The organism is Vibrio sp. Vb0937, assembly GCF_033338855.1.
Genome location: NZ_JAWOTK010000007.1, coordinates 10362 through 32572 on the forward strand (window position 1 = coordinate 10362; position 22211 = coordinate 32572).

Annotated in this window: 25 protein-coding genes; 16 read left to right on the forward strand and 9 right to left on the reverse strand. The window is 44.7% G+C overall.

The genetic code is table 11. The features are described from left to right. From R7P67_RS11845 to purF, 7 genes are all read left to right on the forward strand, one after another. Window positions 1-1226 (forward strand): FimV/HubP family polar landmark protein (locus tag R7P67_RS11845; protein WP_318085971.1); only part of this gene is annotated, 1226 nt, incomplete at its 5' end. Between the two features lie 142 nt (window positions 1227-1368). Beyond that, on the forward strand, window positions 1369-2163 hold the full coding sequence (gene truA, locus R7P67_RS11850; protein WP_005380566.1) for a tRNA pseudouridine(38-40) synthase TruA: 795 nt from the start codon (window positions 1369-1371) through the stop codon (window positions 2161-2163). Window positions 2164-2360: 197 nt separating this feature from the next. Then, window positions 2361-3287 carry an acetyl-CoA carboxylase, carboxyltransferase subunit beta gene (gene accD, locus R7P67_RS11855; protein WP_005380583.1) on the forward strand — a complete coding sequence of 309 codons (927 nt, stop codon included), beginning with the start codon at window positions 2361-2363 and terminating at the stop codon, window positions 3285-3287. A 46-nt stretch (window positions 3288-3333) separates the two neighbouring features. After that, on the forward strand, window positions 3334-4596 hold the full coding sequence (gene folC / locus R7P67_RS11860; protein WP_005380586.1) for a bifunctional tetrahydrofolate synthase/dihydrofolate synthase: 1263 nt from the start codon (window positions 3334-3336) through the stop codon (window positions 4594-4596). A gap of 14 nt (window positions 4597-4610) precedes the next feature. Next, the gene (locus tag R7P67_RS11865) at window positions 4611-5204 is read left to right on the forward strand and encodes an SPOR domain-containing protein (protein ID WP_042522511.1); all 594 of its coding nucleotides are present in this window, start codon (window positions 4611-4613) and stop codon (window positions 5202-5204) included. A gap of 61 nt (window positions 5205-5265) precedes the next feature. Further along, window positions 5266-5757 carry a CvpA family protein gene (locus R7P67_RS11870; protein WP_005380590.1) on the forward strand — a complete coding sequence of 164 codons (492 nt, stop codon included), beginning with the start codon at window positions 5266-5268 and terminating at the stop codon, window positions 5755-5757. Between the two features lie 36 nt (window positions 5758-5793). Next, window positions 5794-7308: an amidophosphoribosyltransferase gene (gene purF, locus R7P67_RS11875; RefSeq protein ID WP_005380592.1), complete on the forward strand. Its 1515-nt coding sequence runs from the start codon at window positions 5794-5796 to the stop codon at window positions 7306-7308. A gap of 66 nt (window positions 7309-7374) precedes the next feature. Here the strand turns inward: purF and R7P67_RS11880 are convergent, their stop codons facing one another. Beyond that, window positions 7375-8250, reverse strand: coding sequence for a LysR family transcriptional regulator (locus R7P67_RS11880; protein ID WP_005384959.1), 876 nt, complete (start codon window positions 8248-8250; stop codon window positions 7375-7377). Between the two features lie 290 nt (window positions 8251-8540). On the opposite strand from R7P67_RS11880, the gene R7P67_RS11885 reads away from it, so the two are divergent. The 7 genes from R7P67_RS11885 (at window position 8541) to recR (ending at window position 14286) form a co-directional block, all read left to right on the forward strand. Then, window positions 8541-9647 (forward strand): response regulator, encoded by a 1107-nt coding sequence (locus R7P67_RS11885; RefSeq protein WP_005380606.1) that lies wholly within the window; start codon window positions 8541-8543, stop codon window positions 9645-9647. Window positions 9648-9870: 223 nt separating this feature from the next. Continuing rightward, window positions 9871-10002, forward strand: coding sequence for a hypothetical protein (locus tag R7P67_RS11890; RefSeq protein ID WP_005380608.1), 132 nt, complete (start codon window positions 9871-9873; stop codon window positions 10000-10002). Window positions 10003-10035: 33 nt separating this feature from the next. Continuing rightward, window positions 10036-10422, forward strand: a complete 387-nt coding sequence (locus tag R7P67_RS11895) for a YbaN family protein (protein ID WP_080276930.1) — start codon at window positions 10036-10038, stop codon at window positions 10420-10422. A 162-nt stretch (window positions 10423-10584) separates the two neighbouring features. Next, a complete protein-coding gene (gene apt, locus R7P67_RS11900; RefSeq protein WP_005380615.1) occupies window positions 10585-11130 on the forward strand; it encodes an adenine phosphoribosyltransferase in 546 nt (181 codons plus the stop codon). Window positions 11131-11138: 8 nt separating this feature from the next. After that, complete coding sequence (dnaX, locus tag R7P67_RS11905; RefSeq protein ID WP_262653336.1) at window positions 11139-13244, forward strand: DNA polymerase III subunit gamma/tau; 2106 nt, start codon at window positions 11139-11141, stop codon at window positions 13242-13244. 82 nt (window positions 13245-13326) lie between these two features. Continuing rightward, complete coding sequence (locus tag R7P67_RS11910; RefSeq protein ID WP_005380618.1) at window positions 13327-13656, forward strand: YbaB/EbfC family nucleoid-associated protein; 330 nt, start codon at window positions 13327-13329, stop codon at window positions 13654-13656. 30 nt (window positions 13657-13686) lie between these two features. Continuing rightward, complete coding sequence (gene recR / locus R7P67_RS11915; RefSeq protein WP_005380619.1) at window positions 13687-14286, forward strand: recombination mediator RecR; 600 nt, start codon at window positions 13687-13689, stop codon at window positions 14284-14286. Between the two features lie 51 nt (window positions 14287-14337). On the opposite strand, the gene aqpZ is transcribed toward recR, so the two are convergent. The 3 genes from aqpZ to R7P67_RS11930 form a co-directional block, all read right to left on the reverse strand. Further along, the gene (gene aqpZ, locus R7P67_RS11920) at window positions 14338-15036 is read right to left on the reverse strand and encodes an aquaporin Z (protein ID WP_054575356.1); all 699 of its coding nucleotides are present in this window, start codon (window positions 15034-15036) and stop codon (window positions 14338-14340) included. Window positions 15037-15270: 234 nt separating this feature from the next. Further along, a complete protein-coding gene (locus R7P67_RS11925; protein ID WP_017820793.1) occupies window positions 15271-15519 on the reverse strand; it encodes a YkgJ family cysteine cluster protein in 249 nt (82 codons plus the stop codon). A 137-nt stretch (window positions 15520-15656) separates the two neighbouring features. Then, complete coding sequence (locus tag R7P67_RS11930) at window positions 15657-15905, reverse strand: GlsB/YeaQ/YmgE family stress response membrane protein (RefSeq protein WP_005380625.1); 249 nt, start codon at window positions 15903-15905, stop codon at window positions 15657-15659. Window positions 15906-16093: 188 nt separating this feature from the next. Here R7P67_RS11930 and R7P67_RS11935 point away from each other — a divergent pair, with 188 nt between their 5' ends. Both R7P67_RS11935 and R7P67_RS11940 read left to right on the forward strand, forming a co-directional pair. Continuing rightward, window positions 16094-16534 (forward strand): YcgN family cysteine cluster protein, encoded by a 441-nt coding sequence (locus R7P67_RS11935; RefSeq protein ID WP_074191653.1) that lies wholly within the window; start codon window positions 16094-16096, stop codon window positions 16532-16534. A 191-nt stretch (window positions 16535-16725) separates the two neighbouring features. Next, window positions 16726-18405, forward strand: a complete 1680-nt coding sequence (locus R7P67_RS11940; protein WP_005380681.1) for a mechanosensitive ion channel family protein — start codon at window positions 16726-16728, stop codon at window positions 18403-18405. A gap of 69 nt (window positions 18406-18474) precedes the next feature. On the opposite strand, the gene R7P67_RS11945 is transcribed toward R7P67_RS11940, so the two are convergent. The 5 genes from R7P67_RS11945 to R7P67_RS11965 all read right to left on the reverse strand — a co-directional run bounded on the left by R7P67_RS11945 (window position 18475) and on the right by R7P67_RS11965 (window position 22084). Continuing rightward, window positions 18475-18759 (reverse strand): putative quinol monooxygenase, encoded by a 285-nt coding sequence (locus R7P67_RS11945; protein ID WP_005384942.1) that lies wholly within the window; start codon window positions 18757-18759, stop codon window positions 18475-18477. Window positions 18760-18776: 17 nt separating this feature from the next. Next, entirely contained in the window at window positions 18777-19172 is a 396-nt protein-coding gene (locus R7P67_RS11950) for a VOC family protein (protein ID WP_005380685.1), read from the reverse strand. A 140-nt stretch (window positions 19173-19312) separates the two neighbouring features. Further along, window positions 19313-19612, reverse strand: a complete 300-nt coding sequence (locus tag R7P67_RS11955) for a ribbon-helix-helix domain-containing protein (RefSeq protein ID WP_005384938.1) — start codon at window positions 19610-19612, stop codon at window positions 19313-19315. Between the two features lie 136 nt (window positions 19613-19748). Then, complete coding sequence (locus tag R7P67_RS11960; RefSeq protein ID WP_047104402.1) at window positions 19749-21326, reverse strand: alkaline phosphatase; 1578 nt, start codon at window positions 21324-21326, stop codon at window positions 19749-19751. A gap of 398 nt (window positions 21327-21724) precedes the next feature. Next, window positions 21725-22084 (reverse strand): hypothetical protein, encoded by a 360-nt coding sequence (locus tag R7P67_RS11965; protein WP_053349598.1) that lies wholly within the window; start codon window positions 22082-22084, stop codon window positions 21725-21727. Window positions 22085-22211: the final 127 nt, after the last annotated feature.

Sequence of the window (22211 nt, forward strand, 5' to 3'; positions counted from 1 at the left end):
ATTTGCCAGAGTTCAGTGAAGAAGATGCACTGGCGTCTATGGCTGGCGAACCTGCGTTAGAAACGTCCGAGTCCGTTGAGCCAGAACAAGTTGAAGCCGACTTGCCAACTGAGTCCGAAGAAGAGTTCAATTTTGATGAGCTCGATTTGCCAGAGTTCAGTGAAGAAGATGCACTGGCGTCTATGGCTGGCGAACCTGCGTTAGAAACGTCCGAGTCCGTTGAGCCAGAACAGGTTGAAGCCGACTTGCCAGCTGAGTCCGAAGAAGAGTTCAATTTTGATGAGCTCGATTTGCCAGAGTTCAGCGAAGAAGATGCCTTGGCGTCGATGGAAGAAGAGCCAGAATTACCGAGCTCTGAGACTGCAGATATAGAACCAATCTCCGGTGAGGATGAAGAGTTAAGTTTTGACGACCAAGATCTTCCAGAGTTCAATGAGGAAGATGTTCTCGCGTCAATGAACGAGGGTGCGCCAGAGAGCCCTAAGGTTGAAGCAGAGACATCGAGACCAGCTATTCAAGCCGATAACGATCATGATGCTTTGTTTGAAGTATTTGCGCAGCAAAACGGCTTTGATACTGACCCAGAAGTGCAGCCAACAGCGACAGAGGGTGAGCCGCTCAGTAATTTGGATGATGAATCATCAATGGCTAACCTTCTTGCGGAAGACGCAAACTCAGAAGTATTTGAAGGTAAACTAGACAGTGACACCATCGCAAGTGCAGGTATGGATTTTGAAACCATGCTTGATGTTGGAGATGATTGGGATGGCTTTAAACCCGCTGCTGATAACGTAAGTTCTACTGAAGAAGTGCCTGAGGACCAGCGTGATGTTTGGAATTCGAGTGATGCACTAAGTCAGCCAGAGATCGCGCAAGAAAACTGGGCAGAGCAAAGCGACTTGGATGACTTCGACCCGAAGAAAAATCAATTTATGACGATTGATGAATTGATGGCTCAGGTCGACAGAGAAGGTGGTGAGTTCGAAGAAGAAGACCTTAAGCTCGATGTCGGATTGAACGAGTTTCCAGATGTTATCGGCGAGATCGGCGATATTGACGTAGATAACAATGCTGAAGCGGCTGGGAAACTGGATTTGGCTAAAATCTATCTCGAGATGAACGATTCTCAAGGGGCGATTAAACTACTAGAAGAGGCGATTGTTTACGGTGAGGATGATATTCGCCGCGAAGCAAAAAGCCTGATTGACGCCATTAATGGCCGATAAACCGAAACAAAAGGGTAGCGTTTGCTACCCTTTTTGTGTCCCGTTAGTAGGATGCTACCTTTATGTCACCCTTGGTGAAACTGGCAACTTGAGGTGACTTGAGTATATACTTCCCGCCCCATTTTAGAGTTCGAAGGTTAAGATGAGAATCGCATTAGGTATCGAGTACAACGGTACAAACTACTTTGGTTGGCAGCGCCAAAGAGAAGTGAAAAGTGTCCAAGAAGAGCTAGAGAAAGCATTGTCCGTCGTCGCTAATCACCCAGTTGAAGTTCAGTGTGCTGGTCGGACAGACGCAGGCGTGCATGGCACGGGACAAGTTGTGCACTTTGATACCAACGTTACTCGAAAAATGGTAGCTTGGACCATGGGCGCAAACGCGAACATGCCAAGCGATATAGCGGTTCGTTGGGCTAAGGAAGTTTCAGATGATTTCCATGCAAGATTCTCAGCGACAGCTCGCCGTTATCGTTACATTATTTTCAATCATGCTTTACGTCCAGGCATCCTAAACTCGGGGGTTAGTCACTATCATGGTGAGCTCGACGAGAAAAAAATGCATGAAGCAGGGCAGTTCCTACTTGGCGAAAATGATTTTACGTCGTTTCGCGCGGCGCATTGTCAGTCTCGCAGCCCATTTCGAAACTTGATGCATCTGAACGTTACGCGCCATGGAAACTATGTGGTTATTGATATTAAAGCCAATGCGTTCGTGCATCATATGGTTCGTAATATCACGGGTAGCTTGATAAAAGTTGGACGTGGCGAAGAGAGTCCTGAATGGATCAAGTGGTTATTAGAAGCCAAAGATCGCAAACTAGCGGGTGCGACAGCGAAAGCGGAAGGTCTGTACCTGGTAGATGTAGACTACCCAGAAGAGTTTGGGTTACCTGAAGTGCCGATCGGTCCACTGTTTTTACCAGATAATTTGAACTAATTTTACAAACTTATTTCAAAATATCGGTAGTGTTTACATTGAATGTGAACGGAAAACATACGCTATTTACGATATCAAAAATAGGTACAACCAGTTTTTTATCTACAGTAGCTGCAAGATATGGTTTAATCCGTCGGTATTATGTCGAATTTATATCTTTCGCAATGAAGCGGAAGAGTTGAGAGAAAAGGTCTTCCATGAGTTGGCTTGAAAAGATTTTAGAGAAAAGCAATCTAGTAAGTTCACGCAAAGCTTCTATCCCAGAAGGTGTGTGGACTAAATGTACCTCTTGTGAACAGGTTTTATACCATGCTGAACTAGAGCGTAACTTAGAAGTTTGTCCAAAGTGTAACCATCACATGCGTATGAAAGCGCGTCGTCGTTTGGAAACATTTTTAGATGAAGGTAATCGAGTTGAATTAGGTTCTGAACTTGAGCCACAGGATAAACTGAAATTTAAAGATTCTAAGCGATACAAAGAGCGTATCTCTGCTGCACAAAAAAATAGCGGTGAGAAAGATGCGCTAGTTGTGATGCAGGGTGAATTGCTTGGTCTGCCGCTTGTGGCGTGTGCGTTTGAATTCTCCTTTATGGGTGGTTCAATGGGTTCAGTCGTTGGTGCTCGCTTTGTGAAAGCAGTGGATGCAGCCATTGAAAATAACTGTGCGCTTGTTTGTTTCTCAGCAAGTGGTGGTGCTCGTATGCAAGAGGCTTTAATGTCTCTTATGCAAATGGCAAAAACCAGTGCTGCGCTTGAGCGTTTATCAGAAAAAGGTCTGCCGTTTATTTCTGTTCTAACTGACCCTACAATGGGTGGTGTATCAGCAAGTTTGGCTATGTTGGGTGATATCAACATCGGTGAACCTAAGGCCCTCATTGGCTTTGCTGGTCGTCGTGTAATCGAGCAAACTGTACGTGAAGATCTTCCTGAAGGTTTCCAGCGTAGTGAGTTCCTGCTTGATCACGGTGCTATTGATATGATCGTTGACCGTCGTGAAATGCGTCAGCGTGTGGGTGGTCTTATCGCTAAGATGACTAACCACAAGTCTCCTTTGGTGGTTTCGGTTAACGAATCTCCAAATGAAGAGCCATATTCTGTACCAGAAGCGGACGAAAAAGGGTAAAGTATCAACTAACATAAAAACCAAAGAATTTAATGGTTAAAGTTAGATGACCCAAAACCCAATTCCTCAAGCCACATCTTCATTAGAGATGTGGCTTGATTATTTAGCAAATATTCATTCCTCAGCAATTGATCTAGGCTTAGACCGTGTCCAAGCGGTAGCAAACAAAGCCAATCTTACCAAACCAGCTCCAACCGTAATCACCGTTGCCGGAACCAATGGCAAAGGCTCAACGTGTGCGTTAATGGAAGCCATTTTACTTGATGCTGGCTATTCAGTCGGTGTTTATAGTTCTCCGCACCTGATTCGTTACAACGAGCGTGTACGCATTAATGGCGTTGACGTTGTAGATGCCAAGCACTGTGAAGCATTCGATTATGTAGAAAAGCAGCGTGGTGATGTTAGCCTTAGCCTCTTTGAATTCGGTACGCTTGCTGCGCTACGTATTTTCCAAGTAGAGAAAGTTGACGTTGTCTTACTTGAAGTAGGACTTGGCGGCCGTCTAGACGCCACTAATGTTGTTGACCATGATGTTTCTGTTATTACGAGCTTAGCGATCGATCATGTGGATTGGCTTGGTGATGACATCAATGTTATTGGTTTTGAAAAAGCGGGCATTTACCGTTCAGGGAAGCCAGCAATTTGTGGTCAACCGACGCCACCAGCGACCGTGGCGGCTCATGCTGACGATATTGGTTCTGAGTTCTTCCAAGTAGGTATTCAGTACGATTACCAACTAACTGATAATGGTTGGAAATGGAGCAGTGGGGCATTTGAGTTAGAGGATTTACCAATCCCATCGCTACCATTACAAAATGCAGCCACTGCACTGATGGCACTAGGGGCTTCGGAATTGCAAATCACTGACATAAATATTGTCAATGGCTTGAATAATGCGCGTTTGGCGGGGCGTATGCAAGTACTGCATCACGAACCTGAAATAGTCCTTGATGTCGCTCATAACCCGCACTCTGCTGAGTATTTGGTAGAAAGAGTGAAGCAACAATATCTGGGTAAGAATATCCATATTGTGGTTGCAATGCTGCATGACAAGGACATTAAAGCAACCATTGAAGCGCTAACTCCAGTTGCAACACAATGGTATCCAGCGTCGCTTACTGGACCGAGAGCGGCGACCGCTGATGAATTGTGCCAATACTTACCTGATGGGCAAGTTCATTTTGAAAACCCTGTTGACGCCTTCGAGAGTGCGAGAAGCCACGCAAAGGCAGGAGACGTTATTCTGGTGGTTGGCTCATTCCATACCGTCGGAGAGGTATTGGAACATTGGCAATCAAATAATAAATAAGTAAAGGTATTTTGATGGCAAGTAAATTCCAAAGTCGTTTAGTCGGCACCATCATTCTAGTCGCAGTCGGAGTCATTGTTCTTCCCGATGTGCTAGATGGTAAGAAACTGCACTACAAAGAAGAATTTGCCAGTATTCCTATCAAACCAGAACTTGATAGTGATGTGGAAAACTTCGAAATATTAGAGCCAGTGGAAGACGACATTACGTTACCGGATTCTCCGGTTGAAGCTGTAGTGCAAGAAAGTGAGGATGCTCAAGTAGCCGTTTCTGAGCCCGAGCCAGCGCCAACATCTAAACCTGAGGTCATCAAACAACCAGAGCAAGTTGAGGTCGTCACTCGTCCTGTTCAAGAGAAAAATCAATATGAAGATTCAGCTTGGATCATTCAGTTGATGGCACTTAAGAATCACGAAAATGCTGTCGCGCTTGTCGCGGATTTGCAAAAGCGTGGTTATCAAGCTCACACAAAGAAAGAAAACGAGTTTACGAGAGTGATTGTTGGCCCTGATGTGTCAAAAAGTAAACTTGAACGACAAGTTCAAGAATTACAAAAAATTACAGGTTCAAAAGGTCAATTGCTTAAATTTAAGCCATTAAATCCATAAGAAAACGTTTGCGTCAGCATTTTTTCTGTTAAAATGCGCGCCAACTTAAGATGAAGAAAAGATGAATTGGATAGATTTTATCATTTTAGGTGTGATCGGATTTTCAGCTCTGATCAGTTTAGTTCGCGGTTTTGCTAAAGAAGCTTTGTCTTTGGTGATTTGGTTCGGAGCGTTTTTTATCTCCAGTAATTACTATGCCAAATTGGCGGTGTACTTCACCAACATCGAAGATGATATGTTTCGTAACGGAGCGGCGATTGCGGCGTTATTTGTCGCAACCTTGGTAGTTGGTGCAGTGGTGAATTACGTCATTGGTCAACTGGTACAAAAAACAGGGCTATCAGGTACGGACCGAATTCTCGGGATTGTATTTGGTGGTCTACGCGGAGTCTTAATTGTTTCTGCGGTGCTGTTTTTTATGGATGCGTTTACTGCATTCCCAAGCTCGGATTGGTGGAAAGATTCACAGTTGATCCCTGAGTTCAGCCGTATCATCGCCCCATTCTTCGAGCATTTACAAGCAACATCAAGTTTTCTGTCTGGCACTATCTAGTAGTGCCAGCTACTGTCGCAAATCGAGGATTAGGACATGTGTGGTATTGTTGGAATCGTGGGCACAACGCCTGTAAACCAGTCTATTTATGACGCGTTAACGGTGTTACAGCATCGTGGCCAAGATGCCGCTGGTATTTGTACCATAGAAAGCAATCGTTTTCGTCTGCGTAAGGCGAACGGTTTAGTCAAGGATGTATTTGAAGCAAGACACATGCAGCGCCTGCAAGGCGAGGTCGGAATTGGTCATGTTCGTTACCCTACAGCAGGCAGTTCAAGTGCTTCAGAAGCTCAACCTTTCTACGTAAACTCTCCTTTCGGTATTACACTTGCCCACAACGGTAACTTGACCAACGCTAACGAAGTTCGTCAGAAGCTGTTTGAAAAAGATCGCCGTCATATCAATACCACTTCAGACTCTGAAGTATTACTAAATGTACTGGCGCACGAAATTGACTCAGTAAAAGGAAATGTCACGACCGAAGACGTATTCCGCGCAGTCACCAATGTTCATCGCACAATTCGCGGTGCTTATGCTGTGACCGCCATGATCATTGGTCATGGTATGATTGCATTTCGTGACCCACACGGTATTCGCCCGCTGTGTTTAGGTAAGCGTGAAGTTAACGGCAGAGCAGAGTACATGGTTGCGTCTGAATCGGTGGCATTGGATGCGGTCGGTTTTGATTTCGTCCGTGATGTTGCACCTGGTGAAGCGATTTACGCAACGTTTGACGGTGAGCTTTACACGAAGCAGTGTGCAGACAATCCTAAGCTGAACCCTTGTATTTTCGAGTTCGTGTACTTTGCTCGTCCAGATTCGTTCATCGATAAAATTTCGGTATACAGCGCTCGCGTTGAAATGGGTAAAAAGCTGGGCGAACGTATTCGTGAAGATTACGCAAACCTTGATATCGATGTTGTCATTCCTATCCCTGAAACGTCTTGCGACATTGCACTGCAAATCGCTCAAGCGATCGATATCCCTTATCGCCAGGGTTTCGTGAAAAACCGTTATGTTGGACGTACGTTTATCATGCCTGGCCAGCAACAACGTAAGAAATCAGTACGTCGCAAGTTGAATGCTATTCGTTCGGAATTCAAAGGTAAGAATGTGTTGCTGGTGGATGACTCTATTGTTCGAGGTACAACGTCAGAGCAGATTATTGAGATGGCTCGTGATTCTGGTGCCAAGAAAGTGTACATGGTCTCAGCGGCTCCTGAAGTTCGTTTCCCGAACGTATACGGCATTGATATGCCAAGTGCTACAGAGCTTATTGCCCATGGCCGTGACAACGATACAATTTGTAAGCAGATTGGTGCCGATGCGCTTATTTATCAACGTCTAGAAGATTTGGTAGAGGCGGTAGGTCTTGGAAACCAAGACATTACTCAGTTCGATACTTCCGTGTTTAACGGCGAATACGTAACGGGTGATATCGACCAACAATACCTAGATTTCTTAGATGGTCTTCGTAATGATGATGCGAAAACACAACTTGAAATCCAACAGGATTTAGCAAACCTAGAGCTTCATAACGAAGGCGCATAGGATGCGCTTTCTTAAGTCGTAAAAAAACCAGAGCTTCGGCTCTGGTTTTTTGTTTTCGCTATCTAGTTAGTGAATGTTATAAGCGATCACAAAGTCAATAAAGAGGCGAACTTTCTCTGGCAGGTGGTCTTTGTGGTTGTAAAGCATATAAATGTCGCGCGGGTTTGCACTCCAATCTGGCAGTACGCGTACCAAATCGCCGCTCTCGATGTACTCTTTGATCATGACATCTGGCATTAGTGTGATGCCTAAACCTTCGGAACAAGCGCTGCGCACCACATTGAGCGCGTTTGCTTGAAAACGACCACGATCAACATTCACCACAGACTCGCCTTTGCTATTAATCAAGGTCCACTTAATAAGTGGGTACCCTTTTAGCAATGAATGGTTAGATAGCTCTTCTGCATGGTGTGGCGCAGGATTCGAGGTTAGATAGTCAGGGCTTGCAACGAGAATATCCTTCACTTCGCCAATCTTACGCGCGATGAGGCTAGAGTCGCGTTGCGGTCCCACTCGAAAAATTACATCCCATTCAGTAGGGTCAAGCTTGTCCGCATTATTCTCTGTCGTTAGCTCAATGTTGATGTCCGGGTACTGCTTCATAAAGCTGTTGAACATCGGCATCATCATTCGTTTAGTTAAGTTGTAAGGCGCGGATATCTTAATCTTGCCGGATGCTCCTCGGCAGTCGTCAGTGATTTCCTCTGCTGCGGTTGTTAGCCTTTGTAGTAAAGGAGAGCACTCATGGTAAAAACGTTCCCCTGCTTCAGTGAGTGAAAGTTTGCGAGCATGACGGTTCAATAGTCGAAGATTGACAGAGTCTTCTAGCGCTTGAATGCGTCGGGTGATGGTCGCAACCGGGATCATGGTTTTTCGCGAAGTTGCGGTGTAGCTCCCATTTTCGACAACCAGTCGAAACAGGTTTAAGTCATCTAATTTCATATTTCCAGACACATTAAATTACCGATTACGGTTAATTTATAATTAACTTTGTGATCAAAGCTTGCTTTAAGTCAACATGTTGCATCATTTGAACACAGCAACCCTGTTTGAGTAAATACTGTTATACGCCGTAATATTTGTATTAATGCAGTTTCCGAGCTAAGTTTTATAACAAGGCGAAGCGGCCTCAGGTCTTGCTGTGACACGTTTTGCTGGAAGTAAACACAACAAAAATAATGACTTATTAATAAATCTGTTTTTTTTGACTGAGCTTTGTGAGGGATAAAGGTATGTTTAAGACTCACAGTCAAACGGCAATGGTCTCGGCACAGGAAGTGATTAATCAAAAACTAATAATGTTGGTGGACGATGATCCAATATTTCGTAAAGTAACCAATGCCTATTTAGAAAGTCAGGGTTTTAAAGTAGTAGAAGCAGAAAACGGCCTAGAAGCGCTTCAACAACTCAGGGAATGCCAACCCGATCTTATCTTATGTGATTTATCGATGCCGGTCTTAGATGGTATCGAGTTCGTCGAAGAAGTTAGTCTCGAATACCCATATATGCCGCTTATCGTGGTATCAGGCACGGATGAAATGTCCGATGTCGCGAAAGCGTTGCGATTTGGTATTAAAGATTTTCTTCCTAAACCGATAGGTAATTATGAGCACCTATCTCAGGCGATAGAGAATACGCTAGAAGATACCGATAGCCACTTCTCAGAACAACGTGACTTTTCAAGTCAGTGGTTCAGGGTTGATGATGGTGGTGAAATCCCAGATGAACAAGAGCTGTATTGGCATCTGGAATATTTGCAACAGAATCCGAGTGCGGCAAGAGATTTACTGCAAGCGCTATTGCCAGAGAAGGATGCTGCTCAGGGAGATTGGCGCTGCTCGTACCGTTTATTGCAATCGACGGATGTGATGCCCTTGGTTTTCGATTATCGTTGGTTAATGAATGGTCAATTTGCGTTTTATCTCGTTGATTCTGCTTCCCAAGCTAATGATGGAGTTGCGACGACATTGCTCGTTAGGGCATTGTTTGACGACTATCTCCGTAACTTGAAAAGTTTCAGTGCTGATCTTAAGGACATGGTAGGGATCATTGAAAAAGGAATTGAGTGTTCGGAGTGTGCGGGTGCAGTCAATGCTGTGTTTGGTGTCGCCGACCTCGCTTCATCCTCGGTCTCTATATTGCCTGCGGGTTTAGATAGCCATTGGTCTGACGGAAATACGAATCAACACATCGCAGCAGGTAACCGTTTAGGGGGAGGAAGTATGAAAAACTTCATCACCCGCGATTTACCGCTTAGTGTTGCAGGACAGTTGTCTATCGGGTGTTTAGGTTCTTCAAGTTTTAGTTTAAGTATTACCCGGAAATCCCGACTAGTATAATTATGACTTGCAAACCAATAAGCAGCGTCCTTACGCTGCTTATTATCTTTTTAGGACCACCAAAACAACATACGTTTAGTTTAATAACCTTACTTTTTACTGGTGTTTAGATTTGGCTGTTTAATGTATAGTCAGCGCTTAAAACAATAATGACCCATTTGTGCAACGATAATTTAACGCTGTACCTTGGGAGAAGCAAAGTCAACTAGTGAGAAGACACATCATGGCAGACAAAGATTTTAAAGAGCCTTATAATATTTTTTACTTTTTAGGTTTTATTGCAGTTCTTTTGATCCCAACACTTCCTGCAACGCTAACCTGGCTTCGTGTAATGAATGGTTACGCAGGCTTTTAATCTAGCTATTTTGTACCGGAGTTCACCATTCGTATTAAGCGTTACTTTTTCAATACTGTTGGTGGACTCTGTATTGTGCTCGGCATAGCCGGCATAGCCCTTCCACTTTTACCCACCACACCTTTTATTTTGCTTGCTAGCGCATGTTTTATGCGTGGTAGCCCCGCATTTCATCAATGGTTACATAACCACAAAACGTTTGGACCCATTCTCGACAATTGGCATAAGCATCGGGCTGTTACTTCAAAAGTAAAAAAGCGTGGTGCGATTTTTATTGCGCTTAGTTTCATGGTTTCAATCGTTGTTGTCCCCCTCGTTTGGGTAAAAATTGGTCTTTTAGTGATGCTAATCGTTTTACTCAGCTGGTTTATGCGACTGCCTGTGATTGAGTTGGTTGCTGACCGAGAAGAAAATCACTAAGATTGTAGAGAATAGTGTGCCCGCTCTTCGAGTGGGCGTTTGTATTTTCAGCGCCTGTGACTTTTACGAAAATAAGCACATAGTGGTGAAAACCTATTGTTCGTTGCCCTCGTGATACTGCGATTAGAGAGGGCGATGAGCCAATCTAAGTAAATCGGTATTATGACTACAGAAACAATTTCACTGATCAAATCTAGCATCAAAAGCATCCAAGACTACCCAAAGCCAGGCATTCTATTTCGTGATGTGACGAGCCTTCTTGAAGACGCGAAAGCATACCAAGCAACGATCAACTTACTTGTTGAACGTTACAAAGATATGGGCTTTACCAAGGTTGTGGGTACGGAAGCTCGTGGCTTTCTATTTGGCGCGCCTTTAGCGCTTGAGCTAGGTGTTGGTTTTGTACCAGTGCGTAAACCAGGCAAGCTACCACGTCCTACTGTTGCTCAATCTTATGAGCTTGAATACGGCGTTGATACACTAGAAATCCATACAGATGCCATCGTTGAAGGCGACAAAGTACTGGTTGTCGACGACTTATTGGCAACGGGCGGTACTATTGAAGCGACGACTAAGCTGATTCGCCAACTGGGTGGTGAAGTTGAGCACGCTGCGTTCGTTATCAACCTACCAGAAATCGGTGGTGATAAACGTTTAGAAGCACTAGGTCTAAACGTGTACAGCATTTGCGATTTTGAAGGACATTAATACATTCAATGAGTTATTTAGCTTTAGCGCGAAAATGGCGTCCTAATCAGTTTGACCAAGTTGTCGGACAAAAACATGTCCTGACGGCGTTGGAAAACGCACTGGCGCAAAACCGTTTACACCATGCTTATCTGTTCAGCGGGACTCGTGGTGTGGGTAAAACGAGTATCGGTAGGCTGTTTGCCAAAGGCTTGAACTGCGAAACCGGCATTACCGCGACACCTTGTGGTAAGTGTGATACTTGTCGTGAAATTGATGAAGGTCGCTTTGTCGATCTTCTTGAAATCGACGCAGCATCACGTACTAAAGTTGAAGACACTCGTGAACTGTTAGACAACGTTCAATACAAACCTGCTCGTGGACGTTTTAAAGTGTACCTCATCGATGAGGTGCACATGCTATCGCGTCACTCTTTCAATGCGTTGTTGAAAACCCTGGAAGAGCCGCCAGAGTATGTGAAGTTCTTACTCGCAACAACTGATCCACAAAAGCTGCCTGTCACTATATTGTCGCGTTGTCTTCAGTTTCATCTGAAACCAATCAGCGTTGATGATATTCACCAGCAACTTGACTACATTTTGGGTCAAGAGCAAGTATCGGCAGAACCAAAAGCACTGGGTATGATCTCACATGCTGCAGATGGCAGTATGCGTGATGCTCTCAGCTTGACTGATCAAGCAATTGCTTTAGGTAACGGTGCGGTGCAAGCCGATATTGTCAGCCACATGTTGGGGACGATTGATACCGACCAAGCGATTCACTTACTAGAGTCAATCAGCAGCAAGAAACCTCAACAAGCTATGGATAAAATCCAACAATTAGCGGCAAATGGTGTTGAGTGGGATGGTTTGTTGCAGCAAGTCGCAACACAGTTACACCGAATTGCGATGTATCAAGCGTTGCCCGCGTCGTTAGACCGAGCACAACCAGATGCAGAGAAAATTGAGCTGTTGAGTAAAGCTCTAAGCCCGCAAGACGTTCAGCTTTACTATCAAATTGCATTGAAAGGTCGTGAAGATTTGACCCTCTCGCCAAATGGGAGAGTCGGTTTGGAAATGATTGTGCTGCGTATGATGGCGTTCCGTCCATCAAATAACAGTGGGGCAAATGTTGTTTCTAGTAACTGCGAGCCAGCGTCATCTCCGGCTCAAAGTACCAGTCAACCAAAGGCTGCGCCAGCTCGGACAGTAGCAGCTCCTCGAGCTCAGCAGCCGAGTCCAGCACAAAGCTCACCACAAGTGGCGCCTCAACCTTCATCCAATTCACAACCTGAATATCACGCGAGTGGATATGAGACGGTTCCGCCACAGTATGATATGGCGCCGCCGATGAGCGAAAACCCTGCACCGCAGCATGAAACGCCACCTCAACAAGTGCAAGAGAGCGTTTCAACACCGGCGCGCGGTGGTCTAAGCGGTTTACGTCACCAATTACGTTCTCAGCGTCAAGGCCTACAACAGAACACTCCTCAAAATGGTGGCTCAAAAAAGCCTAAAGCGGCATCTGCACAACCAGAATCGGTTATCGACCGAGTAGCGCAATTGCATGGCAATTCCGCGCAGGTGTCGCCAAACTCAGCTCCGAAGTCGACGGAGCCACAAGTTGAAGAAGCGTATCGCTGGCGTCCAAGCAAGCCTGTTGAGACAAAAGTAAATACAAAACTGACACCTACGCAGCTCAAGCAGGCACTTGAGCATGAGAAAACGCCTGAAATGGCACAAAAGCTCATCGATGAGTCATTAGAACATAATGAATGGGCGAAGCTAATCAGCTTAATGGAGATCCCTAAGCTGGTAGAGCAACTTGCGCTAAACTCTCATTATAGTAAGGAAGGAACAACCGTTTCGTTACTATTGAGAAGCAGCCAAGCTCATTTGAGTACTGATAGAGCTCAAGCCGAATTGCTCAAAGCACTTAATACCGTGTTAGGTGAAGAATGCCACATGAGCATCGAAATAGGGGAGAGTGGAGAAACACCACTTGAACTGAGAGATAGGCTCTACCAAGAGAAATTACAGCAAGCGCTGAACAGTTTAGAAAACGATCCAAATGTTCAATTTATTGAACGTCGTTTTGCTGCAGAGCTTGATAAAGATAGTGTGCGCCCTATCTAATAATCGAATGGAATGGGGTTGAAAACCCAAAGGTATAACCCCATTAATTGATGCAACACCTCATTAAACCAGAGAGATAAACATGTTTGGTAAAGGCGGTATGGGCAACCTAATGAAGCAAGCCCAGCAAATGCAAGATCGCATGCAAAAGCTTCAAGAAGAAATCGCGAATATGGAAGTAACTGGCGAGTCTGGTGCTGGCCTAGTTAAAGTTACTATCACTGGTAGTCACAGCGTACGTCGTGTTGACATCGATGAAAGTTTGATGGAAGACGACAAAGAAATGCTTGAAGATCTGATCGCTGCGGCGTTCAACGATGCAGCCCGTCGTGTTGAAGAAACTCAAAAAGAGAAAATGGCTTCTGTAACTGGCGGTATGCAACTACCACCAGGTATGAAAATGCCATTCTAATCTGCTGATATTTAATTAAGCGGACTTTTAATGCGTACCAGTCATATGCTGGAGCAATTGATGGAGGCCTTACGTTGTCTACCTGGGGTTGGCCCCAAGTCAGCGCAGCGTATGGCCTTTCATTTGTTACAGCGCGATAGAAAAGGCGGTTTGCAGCTTGCAGATGCGCTTAGTCAGGCAATGACAGAAATAGGTCATTGTACTGAGTGTCGAACCTTCACCGAAGAAGAAGTCTGTCACATTTGTACCAACCCAAAACGCCAAGAAAATGGTCAAATTTGTGTGGTAGAAAGCCCGGCAGACATCGCAGCCGTTGAAGCAACAGGCCAATATTCTGGTCGGTACTTTGTTCTTATGGGGCATTTGTCGCCATTAGATGGTATTGGTCCAAGTGATATTGGATTAGATGTCCTTGATTACCGCTTACGTCGCGGTGATATTACCGAAGTGATTTTGGCGACAAACCCAACAGTTGAAGGTGAAGCCACTGCCCATTACATCGCAGAGCTATGTAAAGAGCACCAAGTTGATGCCAGCCGCATCGCGCATGGTGTGCCTGTCGGTGGGGAGCTAGAGCTTGTTGATGGCACGACGTTGTCACATTCGCTATTAGGTCGACACAGAATTTAATAAAAAGCCGCTGAACTCAGCGGCTTTTTTGATCTTGGGAGTTGGGAACGATTAATCGTTCGATTCTTCACCAAGAAGGTTTTTGTAGATAACCGCACCAAGCACGCCACCCACAATAGGCGCAACCCAGAACAGCCATAGCTGAGAAACCGCCCAGTCACCCACATATACTGCGACTGCCGTGCTACGAGCAGGGTTTACTGACGTATTGGTGACAGGAATGCTGATCAGGTGAATGAGAGTCAAACACAGGCCAATTGCGATAGGTGCAAAGCCTTGTGGCGCACGTTTGTCTGTTGCACCCATAATGACAATCAGGAACATCATCGTCATGACAACTTCAGTCACAAGTGCAGCGATCATCGAGTATTGGCCTGGAGAGTGTTCCCCATAACCATTGGCGGCAAAGCCAGAACCCACAACATCGAATCCTGCTTGTCCAGATGCAATAACGTAAAGCACGCCACCTGCGATAAGCCCGCCGATCACCTGTGAGATGATGTAGGGAGCAACGTCTTTTGTCTCAAAACGACCGCCAGTCCAAAGGCCAACTGTCACTGCAGGGTTCAAGTGACAACCTGAAATATGACCGATAGCAAATGCCATCGTCAGAACGGTTAAACCGAATGCCAAAGAAACGCCCAACAGACCAATACCCACTTCAGGGAAACCCGCAGCCAACACCGCGCTACCACAGCCGCCCAACACTAGCCAGAACGTGCCAAAAGCCTCAGCCAAATACTTATTCATGTTCTTTCCTGATCTTTAATTAAATGACCCGCTGAACATAGTCGAGAATTGTCAATAAATTGTGAGGAAGATCGCGCAAAAACCGCAAATGGAACGCTATGTGGCAAGAGTTCTCAAGGGTGAGATAAAAAGCAGAGGGGGGGGGGGAAGTGCTAAATCTTGAGTTTGCTTTGATTACTGCCTCGGAGAGAAACAACCGAGGTACTAACTTTAAACGTGTGGTCTAGAGTCGCATTACGTCAATTGTTCTAATTCAGTGATGTTGTCGAGTGCTTCTTGATTGGTGTTGCCGCATACAATCGGACACGGTTTAAAATCGTGACAGACTTTGGGGCGTTCAGGCTTACCAAATAGCTTGCACAAATTGTCGTCGTTGAGTTGCACACAACGAACACCTGCAGGTTTGCCCTTGGGCATTCCAGGTATTGGTGAAGAGATACTTGGCGCAATACAGCACGCTCCACATCCTAATCGACAATCCATAATGTAAACCTCTTAAAAATTAAGGGGGCAATTATGGTCATTTTGACGTGGATTGGAAGAGTGAAGAAAGAAAAAAATAAAAGGGCGCGCTTAACATTACGCTCCCTTTTTGGTTTTTTGCTTTTAAATCATCGTGATTATTTTAAGAAACGGTTATAAACAAACAACAGAATAAATGCGCCTAGTGTTGCGGTAATGATACTACCAATGTTGACGCCAGTTGCTCCGCCGAAACCGAGAATGCCGCCAAGGAAGCCACCTACAAATGCCCCTGCAATACCAAGTAACATTGTTGCAATCCAACCGCCCCCATCTTTTCCTGGCATGAGCCATTTAGCAAGTGCGCCGGCGATTAAGCCCAAAATAATCCAAGAAATAATACCCATGAAAACTCCTTAATGCCTTCTTGATCAATTGAGTAATGGAAACTTGTTTAAGGATAGAACAGTAAAACGAAAGTAGTTGAATATCTCCACCGTTATGTGGGAAGGATGCAAGATCTTCTCAAAACTTGAACTTTTGCGTTGAGAAGAGTATAAATCGCCCCCTAAATTCCCTTGGTGAGACCTGAAGTATGAGCACTCCATTTTGGCAAAGTAAATCGTTAGAGCAGATGACAGAAGAGGAATGGGAATCTCTCTGTGATGGTTGTGGCAAATGTTGTTTGCATAAGTTGATGGATGAAGATACCGATGAAATCTACTATACCAATGTGGCTTGTAGCTGGCTGAACAGTAAAACGTGTTCATGTAAGGATTACCCAAACCGTTTCACTTCGGGTGAAGAGTGCACCAAGCTGACCCGAGAAGACATCGACGATTTTACTTGGCTGCCACACACGTGCGCTTACCGTCTGTTGGCTGAAAAGCAGCCTTTACCAGAATGGCATCCGTTGATTACAGGCTCTAAGTCCGCAATGCATGCGGCTGGGGAAAGTGTCCGTAACAAAGTTGTTTACGAGATTGATGTGGTGGATTGGGAAGACCATATTTTAAATCATCCCAGCCGTCCTTAGTCGAATAAAAACAAGCCTTTCATTGATTAAATGAAAGGCTTGTTTGCTATTGGGGCTCCCAACTTTGACGTCTCGCTAACGAAATGATGCTCAGTTTATTGTTTAGTGTTGTAAACTTAGGAGTATGATTTCAACGCTTTACACTTCTATTCCTGATTGTTTTGATCAGGATTGTTTCCTATGAGGTAAACATGACGTTTCATTTCCCCCAGAAACTGCGCCTGACATCTTGGGTGACATTATTCGCACTTGCCGTCATTATGTTCTCCCCAATGGCTGTTCATGCGACTGCTACTGACGATATCCAAGAGCCTTCTGCTGCCGAAATCTCGATTGACAACTTGAACCGAGAGATTGTGGATTTATCCCAAAGCCTCTCGCAAGCGAGTGGCGACGAGCGTGATGCCCTTCAACTGCAACTATTCCAAAAGAATGAAGAATTAAGAAGCCAGTTAGCGTCAGCGATTGAACGTGAAACTATCTCTCGCGACAAGCTGATCTTGCTAGTTAAAAAACAAGAACAATACTCTGAGGACGCAACGAACTATCTATCGGAAAAAATAAAGAAAGTCGTCGAGGATTTAAATAAGGCTAAGGATGAAGAGAAGCTTGCTCTTGTTAATGATTATCGAGAGCTACAGCGTTATCTTGATGTTAGCTTCGATTCGAGCTGGCAAAATCTCGCTTGGTTGAAGGAGCTAGGGGCCCAAAACGAGCGCGCAGAAGCGGAACTAAAAGATAAAATTGATAAACGTATGCGCTTACTGTCTGCTTCAATTGAGTACTTGAGTCAGCAAAGTGAGATCATTGGCTCCCAACTTTCGTCTAGCCCAGAGTCGGAAAAAGCGTCGTTGCAACTTAGTCAGCTCATTACTAAACAAAGGCTAAATATTGCGACAGAAAGCTTACGCAACCTGATTTCAATTGGTGATAAAGTCGGTTTAGAAACGTCTGAATACAAACGCCAAATTTTTGAAGTGACGGGTAATATCACCCATGATTTACTGAATACCAAAGTTGTGTGGTCAATACTGAGTCACTGGTCCAACTCGGCACTGGATTGGTTTGCCGAGAATGCACCGCAGCATATCTTCCAGTTGTTTGTTTTTGCGCTGATTTTATTGATCGCTCGTGGACTGGCTAAGTTAACGCGCAAAGTGGTCCGTAAGGCAGTTGCATCGAAAAACTTAAAACTTTCCCACTTGATGCAGGACTTCTTTATCTCGATGTCCGGCAAATTCGTGTGGGTGATCGGTATCATGGTAGGCTTATCTCAGCTTGGCTTGAACCTAGCGCCAATCCTAACCGGTTTCGGTATTGCTGGTGTGATTATTGGTTTCGCGTTGCAAGACACGTTATCCAACTTCGCGGCGGGTATGATGCTGCTTATTTATCGCCCATTTGATGTTGGTGATTTTGTGTATGCTGGCGGTGTAGATGGCAAGGTAAGCCATATGAGTTTGGTGAACACCACAATCCGTACGTTTGATAACCAAATTATTATTGTGCCTAACAGCAAAATCTGGGGAGATGTTATTAAGAACGTCACGCATGAACGCATTCGCCGCGTGGATATGGTGTTTGGCATTGGCTATGCGGATGACCTCTTAAAAGCGGAGTCAGTATTGTCTGATATCATTACCTCTCACCCTTCGGTACTTCGCACTCCAGAGCCAATGATCAAAGTTCATACATTAAATACGTCTTCTGTAGATTTTATTGTGCGTCCTTGGGTAAAAACGGATGATTACTGGGATGTATACTGGGATGTGACAAAAGAGGTGAAACTACGCTTCGACCGAGAAGGTATTTCGATTCCTTTCCCACAACAAGATGTGCATTTGCATATGGTGGAGAAGCAAGACGCTTAATCACAGGTCCCAACTAGTGAAAGGCACTCTAGATAGAGTGCCTTTTTTGATCTTCGGTTAGCGCTATAGTTACAGTTCGTTAAAGAACACCAGTTTAGGCTCGCATTCTAACAAGTTGTCGATCTGGCTAATCAAAAGAGCAAAGTGTTCTGTTTTACCATGAAGCTCAAATGCTTGTTGGTTTTTAAATTGCTCCTGAAAAACGAAGTGGCATGTATTGTCTTTATCTTGGAACAATTGATAACGAACGCAACCTTCTTCATTGCGAGTAGGTTCAAGCGCTCGGGTAAGTACCTCTTTCAACTCTTGTTCTTTTCCCGGTTGTGCATGAAAGGTAGCCGTCAAGTGAATCATAATGTTTACTCTTTTTGTTATAGGTAACGCCCTTGGCGTTGCAGGAACTCAATTTTGTAACCATCAGGGTCGGTTACAAAAAAGAACGTTGCTAAATGCTTTTGTTGATGGTCAAAGGCTTTGATGTCACCAGTTTCAATGCCGAGAGATTTAATGCGTTTGTGGGCTTGTTCAATGTCCTCCACGCTGACGGCAAGGTGGCCGTAACCTGAGCCGTGAGTGTAGGGCTCACTTTGGTCGTGATTGTGCGTCAGTTCCAATTCAAAGCCAGTTTCTTGGTTGGCTAGATAGGTTAGAGAAAAGCCATCAAAGATGTATTGATCAGCGACTTCTAGTTCAAGTACGTCACAGTAAAATTGTAGAGAGCGGTCCAGATCACTTACTCGGATCATGGTGTGAATCATTTTTGTCATAGGTACTCCTTGATAGTCCGTACAGGTTAGCGATTTCAAAAGGAGTCTGGGTAGTACTCTAGTACGACAAATTAGAAGATGCTCAAGGGTTTATAATACGGATGCATAGCCTAGGATGGTTATTGCTCGGTTGGTTGCTATTAACTGTTAAGTTGCGCAAGTGCTTGACGAGTGGTCTCTTGAGGTTGGCGGGCGTAAGTGAGGCAAGCGCATCGAAGTAAGGAGGCAAAGTTGTTCACTTCACCATTGTATTCGAGTGCTTCTTGATAAACAGTGCTTATGAATTTAGGAACCGTCATGTTTTGAGCACTAGCGATTTCCTCAAGAATTGTCCAAAAGCTCGCTTCAAGTTTTACACTGGTCGCGTGACCATCAATACGGATAGAGCGGGTGATGAACTGATAGTTGTCTTGGGGTTGCTTAGCAAAGATTTCGCACATTTTCTTTATTCATATAATTAAAGACCCATAATTATTGTGGTGTACGATTTAAAACGTCAACTGTTTTCATGCATAAAAAAACGCTCCCTTGCGAGAGCGTTGAAACATCACGAGTTGTGAAGTAAGTGCAAGTTGATTATTTAATTTGTTGCTTCAAGTACTCGCCTAGTTGCGAGTGGTGCATGATTTTTGATACCGGAAGGATAGTTTCTGCAGGTCCCCAAGCAAATACGTTGACAGGAGTATGCGTATGAGTACCCGTCCCCCATACTGTGTTTTGCTTTGTTGCATGCTCACGCGCTAGCAAGTTGCCACGGTCGTTGTAAGGAAAGAAAGCATCAAAGTCATTGATTGTCGGTACGTTCTCTTCGCTTAAGTATTTGTGTCCAGCGAGTCGGTATGGATTTGGTTTACTTGCTAATACGCGTTCTGCTTGCTCAGGCGTAATCGAAAAATCGCTATTTGCGTTCACGACTTCCGCAAACTTCTCTGGAGTTTGCTCTTTCTTATCAAGCGCTTGGAATTCACTGATCATGCCGTAGTAACTTTTCTTTTGGTTGTATAAACCATCGAGGATCTCGAACTGACCAAAGTTGAAGTTTGGCGCGTAATCCTGATTTTTGAATGCTTCGCCGTCGCGTTTTTGTGGTTTAGGCAAGTTTGCTGATGAGTAGCTAAAGCCAAAAGAGCCGGTTTCGTGGTCAGCAGTAACAATGATCAGGGTGTCATCACGGCCTTTTGCCCACTCATAAACTGAGTTTACCGCTTCATCGAATTTAAGCATTTCATGCAGCATCGTACCTGCATCGTTACTGTGGCCAGCCCAGTCAATTTGGCCGCCTTCAACCATCAAGAAAAAACCGTCTTTGTCTTTTGAAAGAATGTCGATTGCTTTGGTGGTCATTTCTTTCAGCGATGGCTGCGTGCGTTTTGGATCGTTTTTGCTTTGACTGTAGGCAATACCATCGTTCATGCCCGAGTAAGCAAAAAGTCCAAGTAATTTGTCACCTTTAGCTTGTGTGAGCATATCGCGGCTGAAAGCTAAGCTATAGCCTTGGTCTTGCGCTTCGGCAAGCAAGTTGCGTTCGTCTTTGCGTTTCGATTTTAGGTAGACATTACCTTGAGTGAGCTTTTCAAGTTGCTCGTATGTCTCTCCCTTGTCGTTTGTCGACTTTGGAATCCAATGACGAAGTCCACCAGACATCATCACGTCTACGCCTGTTTCGAGCATATCCGCCGCAATACTGTTTTCTAGGGAGCGATGTGGTTGATGAGCGGCAAATGCTGCTGGCGTTGCGTGGGTCATACGCGTATCAGAGACGAGCCCTGTCGCTTTACCTTTACTTTTGGCTTTTTCCAAAATAGTTTCGACATGGTTGCCTTGGCTATCAATGCCAATGACTTCAGAAGCGGTAGGGATTCCTGTCGCTAGCATCGTAGCTGAGCACGCAGAGTCGACGACAATTGCGTCTTCTGGATTGGTTAGTGATGATCCAATCACACCTTCTTGAGCGAGTTTGTATAACGCTGTGCTTTCGCCTTTGTAAACCGAGTTAGGTGCGTGTTTTGCGTAGGTCTCGAGTAAACCAACTTGTTGAGGACCCATGCCGTCGCCGATCATCAAAATGACGTTTTTGATTTCAGCTGAGAGTGCGTTGAAAGAGAGGGTAGATGCAGCCACTGCCGTAACGATTGGAGATACTAAGCGCTTCATTATATTTTCCTTGTTTATTGAAAGCGCAGGCATTAAAGCAATGATTTATGAAAGTTTTGTGTCGGTAATAAAAGTTTAACCAAATTGTCGTTTTTGTTTGGTTTTGCAGAAAAAATGAGTCGCTCTCTAACGTTCGTTAGTTTGGAAAGAAGAAAGCCCACAAACGTGGGCTTGGATTACGCTTAGGAGTTGAAAGCATGGACTAAAGTTATCCATTCAGTGCCTTCACAAGAAACCTAGTTTAGGGAGCAATAAACGAGCATATATTATCGGGGCACAAGAGCGGTCGAATTCACTTACGTTTGCATCATATCGTTCTTTGGCTTATTAAATTATGGGCTGCAGTAAGTGTTTGGTTCAAATAGGATTTGTTGTCGTGACGATTATCAGACTGGTTATCAGACTAATGCCAGTATGATGCCACCAACGGTAAGTGCCGCAGAAAGGTATTGACCCGCAGAATATGAGCCATCCTCTTCTTTCTCGATTTTATCGGGGTGATCCATGCCAAGCGCACCATGTGTGAAAGATTCGACCTTTTCACCAACAGATTTATCTTCTGCTTCTATTTTTTTGCTGTCGTGCTCGATTTGTTGCAGAGCGGCAAGTAGCGCTTTGCCTTCGGTCGAAAGCGTCACCTTATTGTGTTCGACTTTCAGCGGCGAAGCACTAGTTTCTTCTTGTGCAATACTTGCTTGTTTAGAGGCGACAGGTTGTTTGGCATAGCTATTAACAGAAGTGCTTCCTACTGGATTCATCGAATACTCCTTGGAACATCGACACTCGGTCACTGAGTGCGGGTAAAAAGCAGTTATATTTTTATCGGCGGCAAAGTTTATTTCTGAAGCTATTTGGATAAAAACAGGTCTGCTTTTGCCGCTTCTA

Coding starts and splice junctions, on each gene's coding strand:
- truA (WP_005380566.1), top strand. CDS start 1,369: ATGAGAATCGCATTAGGTATCGAGTACAACGGTACAAACTACTTTGGT.
- accD (WP_005380583.1), top strand. CDS start 2,361: ATGAGTTGGCTTGAAAAGATTTTAGAGAAAAGCAATCTAGTAAGTTCA.
- folC (WP_005380586.1), top strand. CDS start 3,334: ATGACCCAAAACCCAATTCCTCAAGCCACATCTTCATTAGAGATGTGG.
- R7P67_RS11865 (WP_042522511.1), top strand. CDS start 4,611: ATGGCAAGTAAATTCCAAAGTCGTTTAGTCGGCACCATCATTCTAGTC.
- R7P67_RS11870 (WP_005380590.1), top strand. CDS start 5,266: ATGAATTGGATAGATTTTATCATTTTAGGTGTGATCGGATTTTCAGCT.
- purF (WP_005380592.1), top strand. CDS start 5,794: ATGTGTGGTATTGTTGGAATCGTGGGCACAACGCCTGTAAACCAGTCT.
- R7P67_RS11880 (WP_005384959.1), bottom strand. CDS start 8,250: ATGAAATTAGATGACTTAAACCTGTTTCGACTGGTTGTCGAAAATGGG.
- R7P67_RS11885 (WP_005380606.1), top strand. CDS start 8,541: ATGTTTAAGACTCACAGTCAAACGGCAATGGTCTCGGCACAGGAAGTG.
- R7P67_RS11890 (WP_005380608.1), top strand. CDS start 9,871: ATGGCAGACAAAGATTTTAAAGAGCCTTATAATATTTTTTACTTTTTA.
- apt (WP_005380615.1), top strand. CDS start 10,585: ATGACTACAGAAACAATTTCACTGATCAAATCTAGCATCAAAAGCATC.
- dnaX (WP_262653336.1), top strand. CDS start 11,139: ATGAGTTATTTAGCTTTAGCGCGAAAATGGCGTCCTAATCAGTTTGAC.
- R7P67_RS11910 (WP_005380618.1), top strand. CDS start 13,327: ATGTTTGGTAAAGGCGGTATGGGCAACCTAATGAAGCAAGCCCAGCAA.
- recR (WP_005380619.1), top strand. CDS start 13,687: ATGCGTACCAGTCATATGCTGGAGCAATTGATGGAGGCCTTACGTTGT.
- aqpZ (WP_054575356.1), bottom strand. CDS start 15,036: ATGAATAAGTATTTGGCTGAGGCTTTTGGCACGTTCTGGCTAGTGTTG.
- R7P67_RS11925 (WP_017820793.1), bottom strand. CDS start 15,519: ATGGATTGTCGATTAGGATGTGGAGCGTGCTGTATTGCGCCAAGTATC.
- R7P67_RS11930 (WP_005380625.1), bottom strand. CDS start 15,905: ATGGGTATTATTTCTTGGATTATTTTGGGCTTAATCGCCGGCGCACTT.
- R7P67_RS11935 (WP_074191653.1), top strand. CDS start 16,094: ATGAGCACTCCATTTTGGCAAAGTAAATCGTTAGAGCAGATGACAGAA.
- R7P67_RS11940 (WP_005380681.1), top strand. CDS start 16,726: ATGACGTTTCATTTCCCCCAGAAACTGCGCCTGACATCTTGGGTGACA.
- R7P67_RS11945 (WP_005384942.1), bottom strand. CDS start 18,759: ATGATTCACTTGACGGCTACCTTTCATGCACAACCGGGAAAAGAACAA.
- R7P67_RS11950 (WP_005380685.1), bottom strand. CDS start 19,172: ATGACAAAAATGATTCACACCATGATCCGAGTAAGTGATCTGGACCGC.
- R7P67_RS11955 (WP_005384938.1), bottom strand. CDS start 19,612: ATGTGCGAAATCTTTGCTAAGCAACCCCAAGACAACTATCAGTTCATC.
- R7P67_RS11960 (WP_047104402.1), bottom strand. CDS start 21,326: ATGAAGCGCTTAGTATCTCCAATCGTTACGGCAGTGGCTGCATCTACC.
- R7P67_RS11965 (WP_053349598.1), bottom strand. CDS start 22,084: ATGAATCCAGTAGGAAGCACTTCTGTTAATAGCTATGCCAAACAACCT.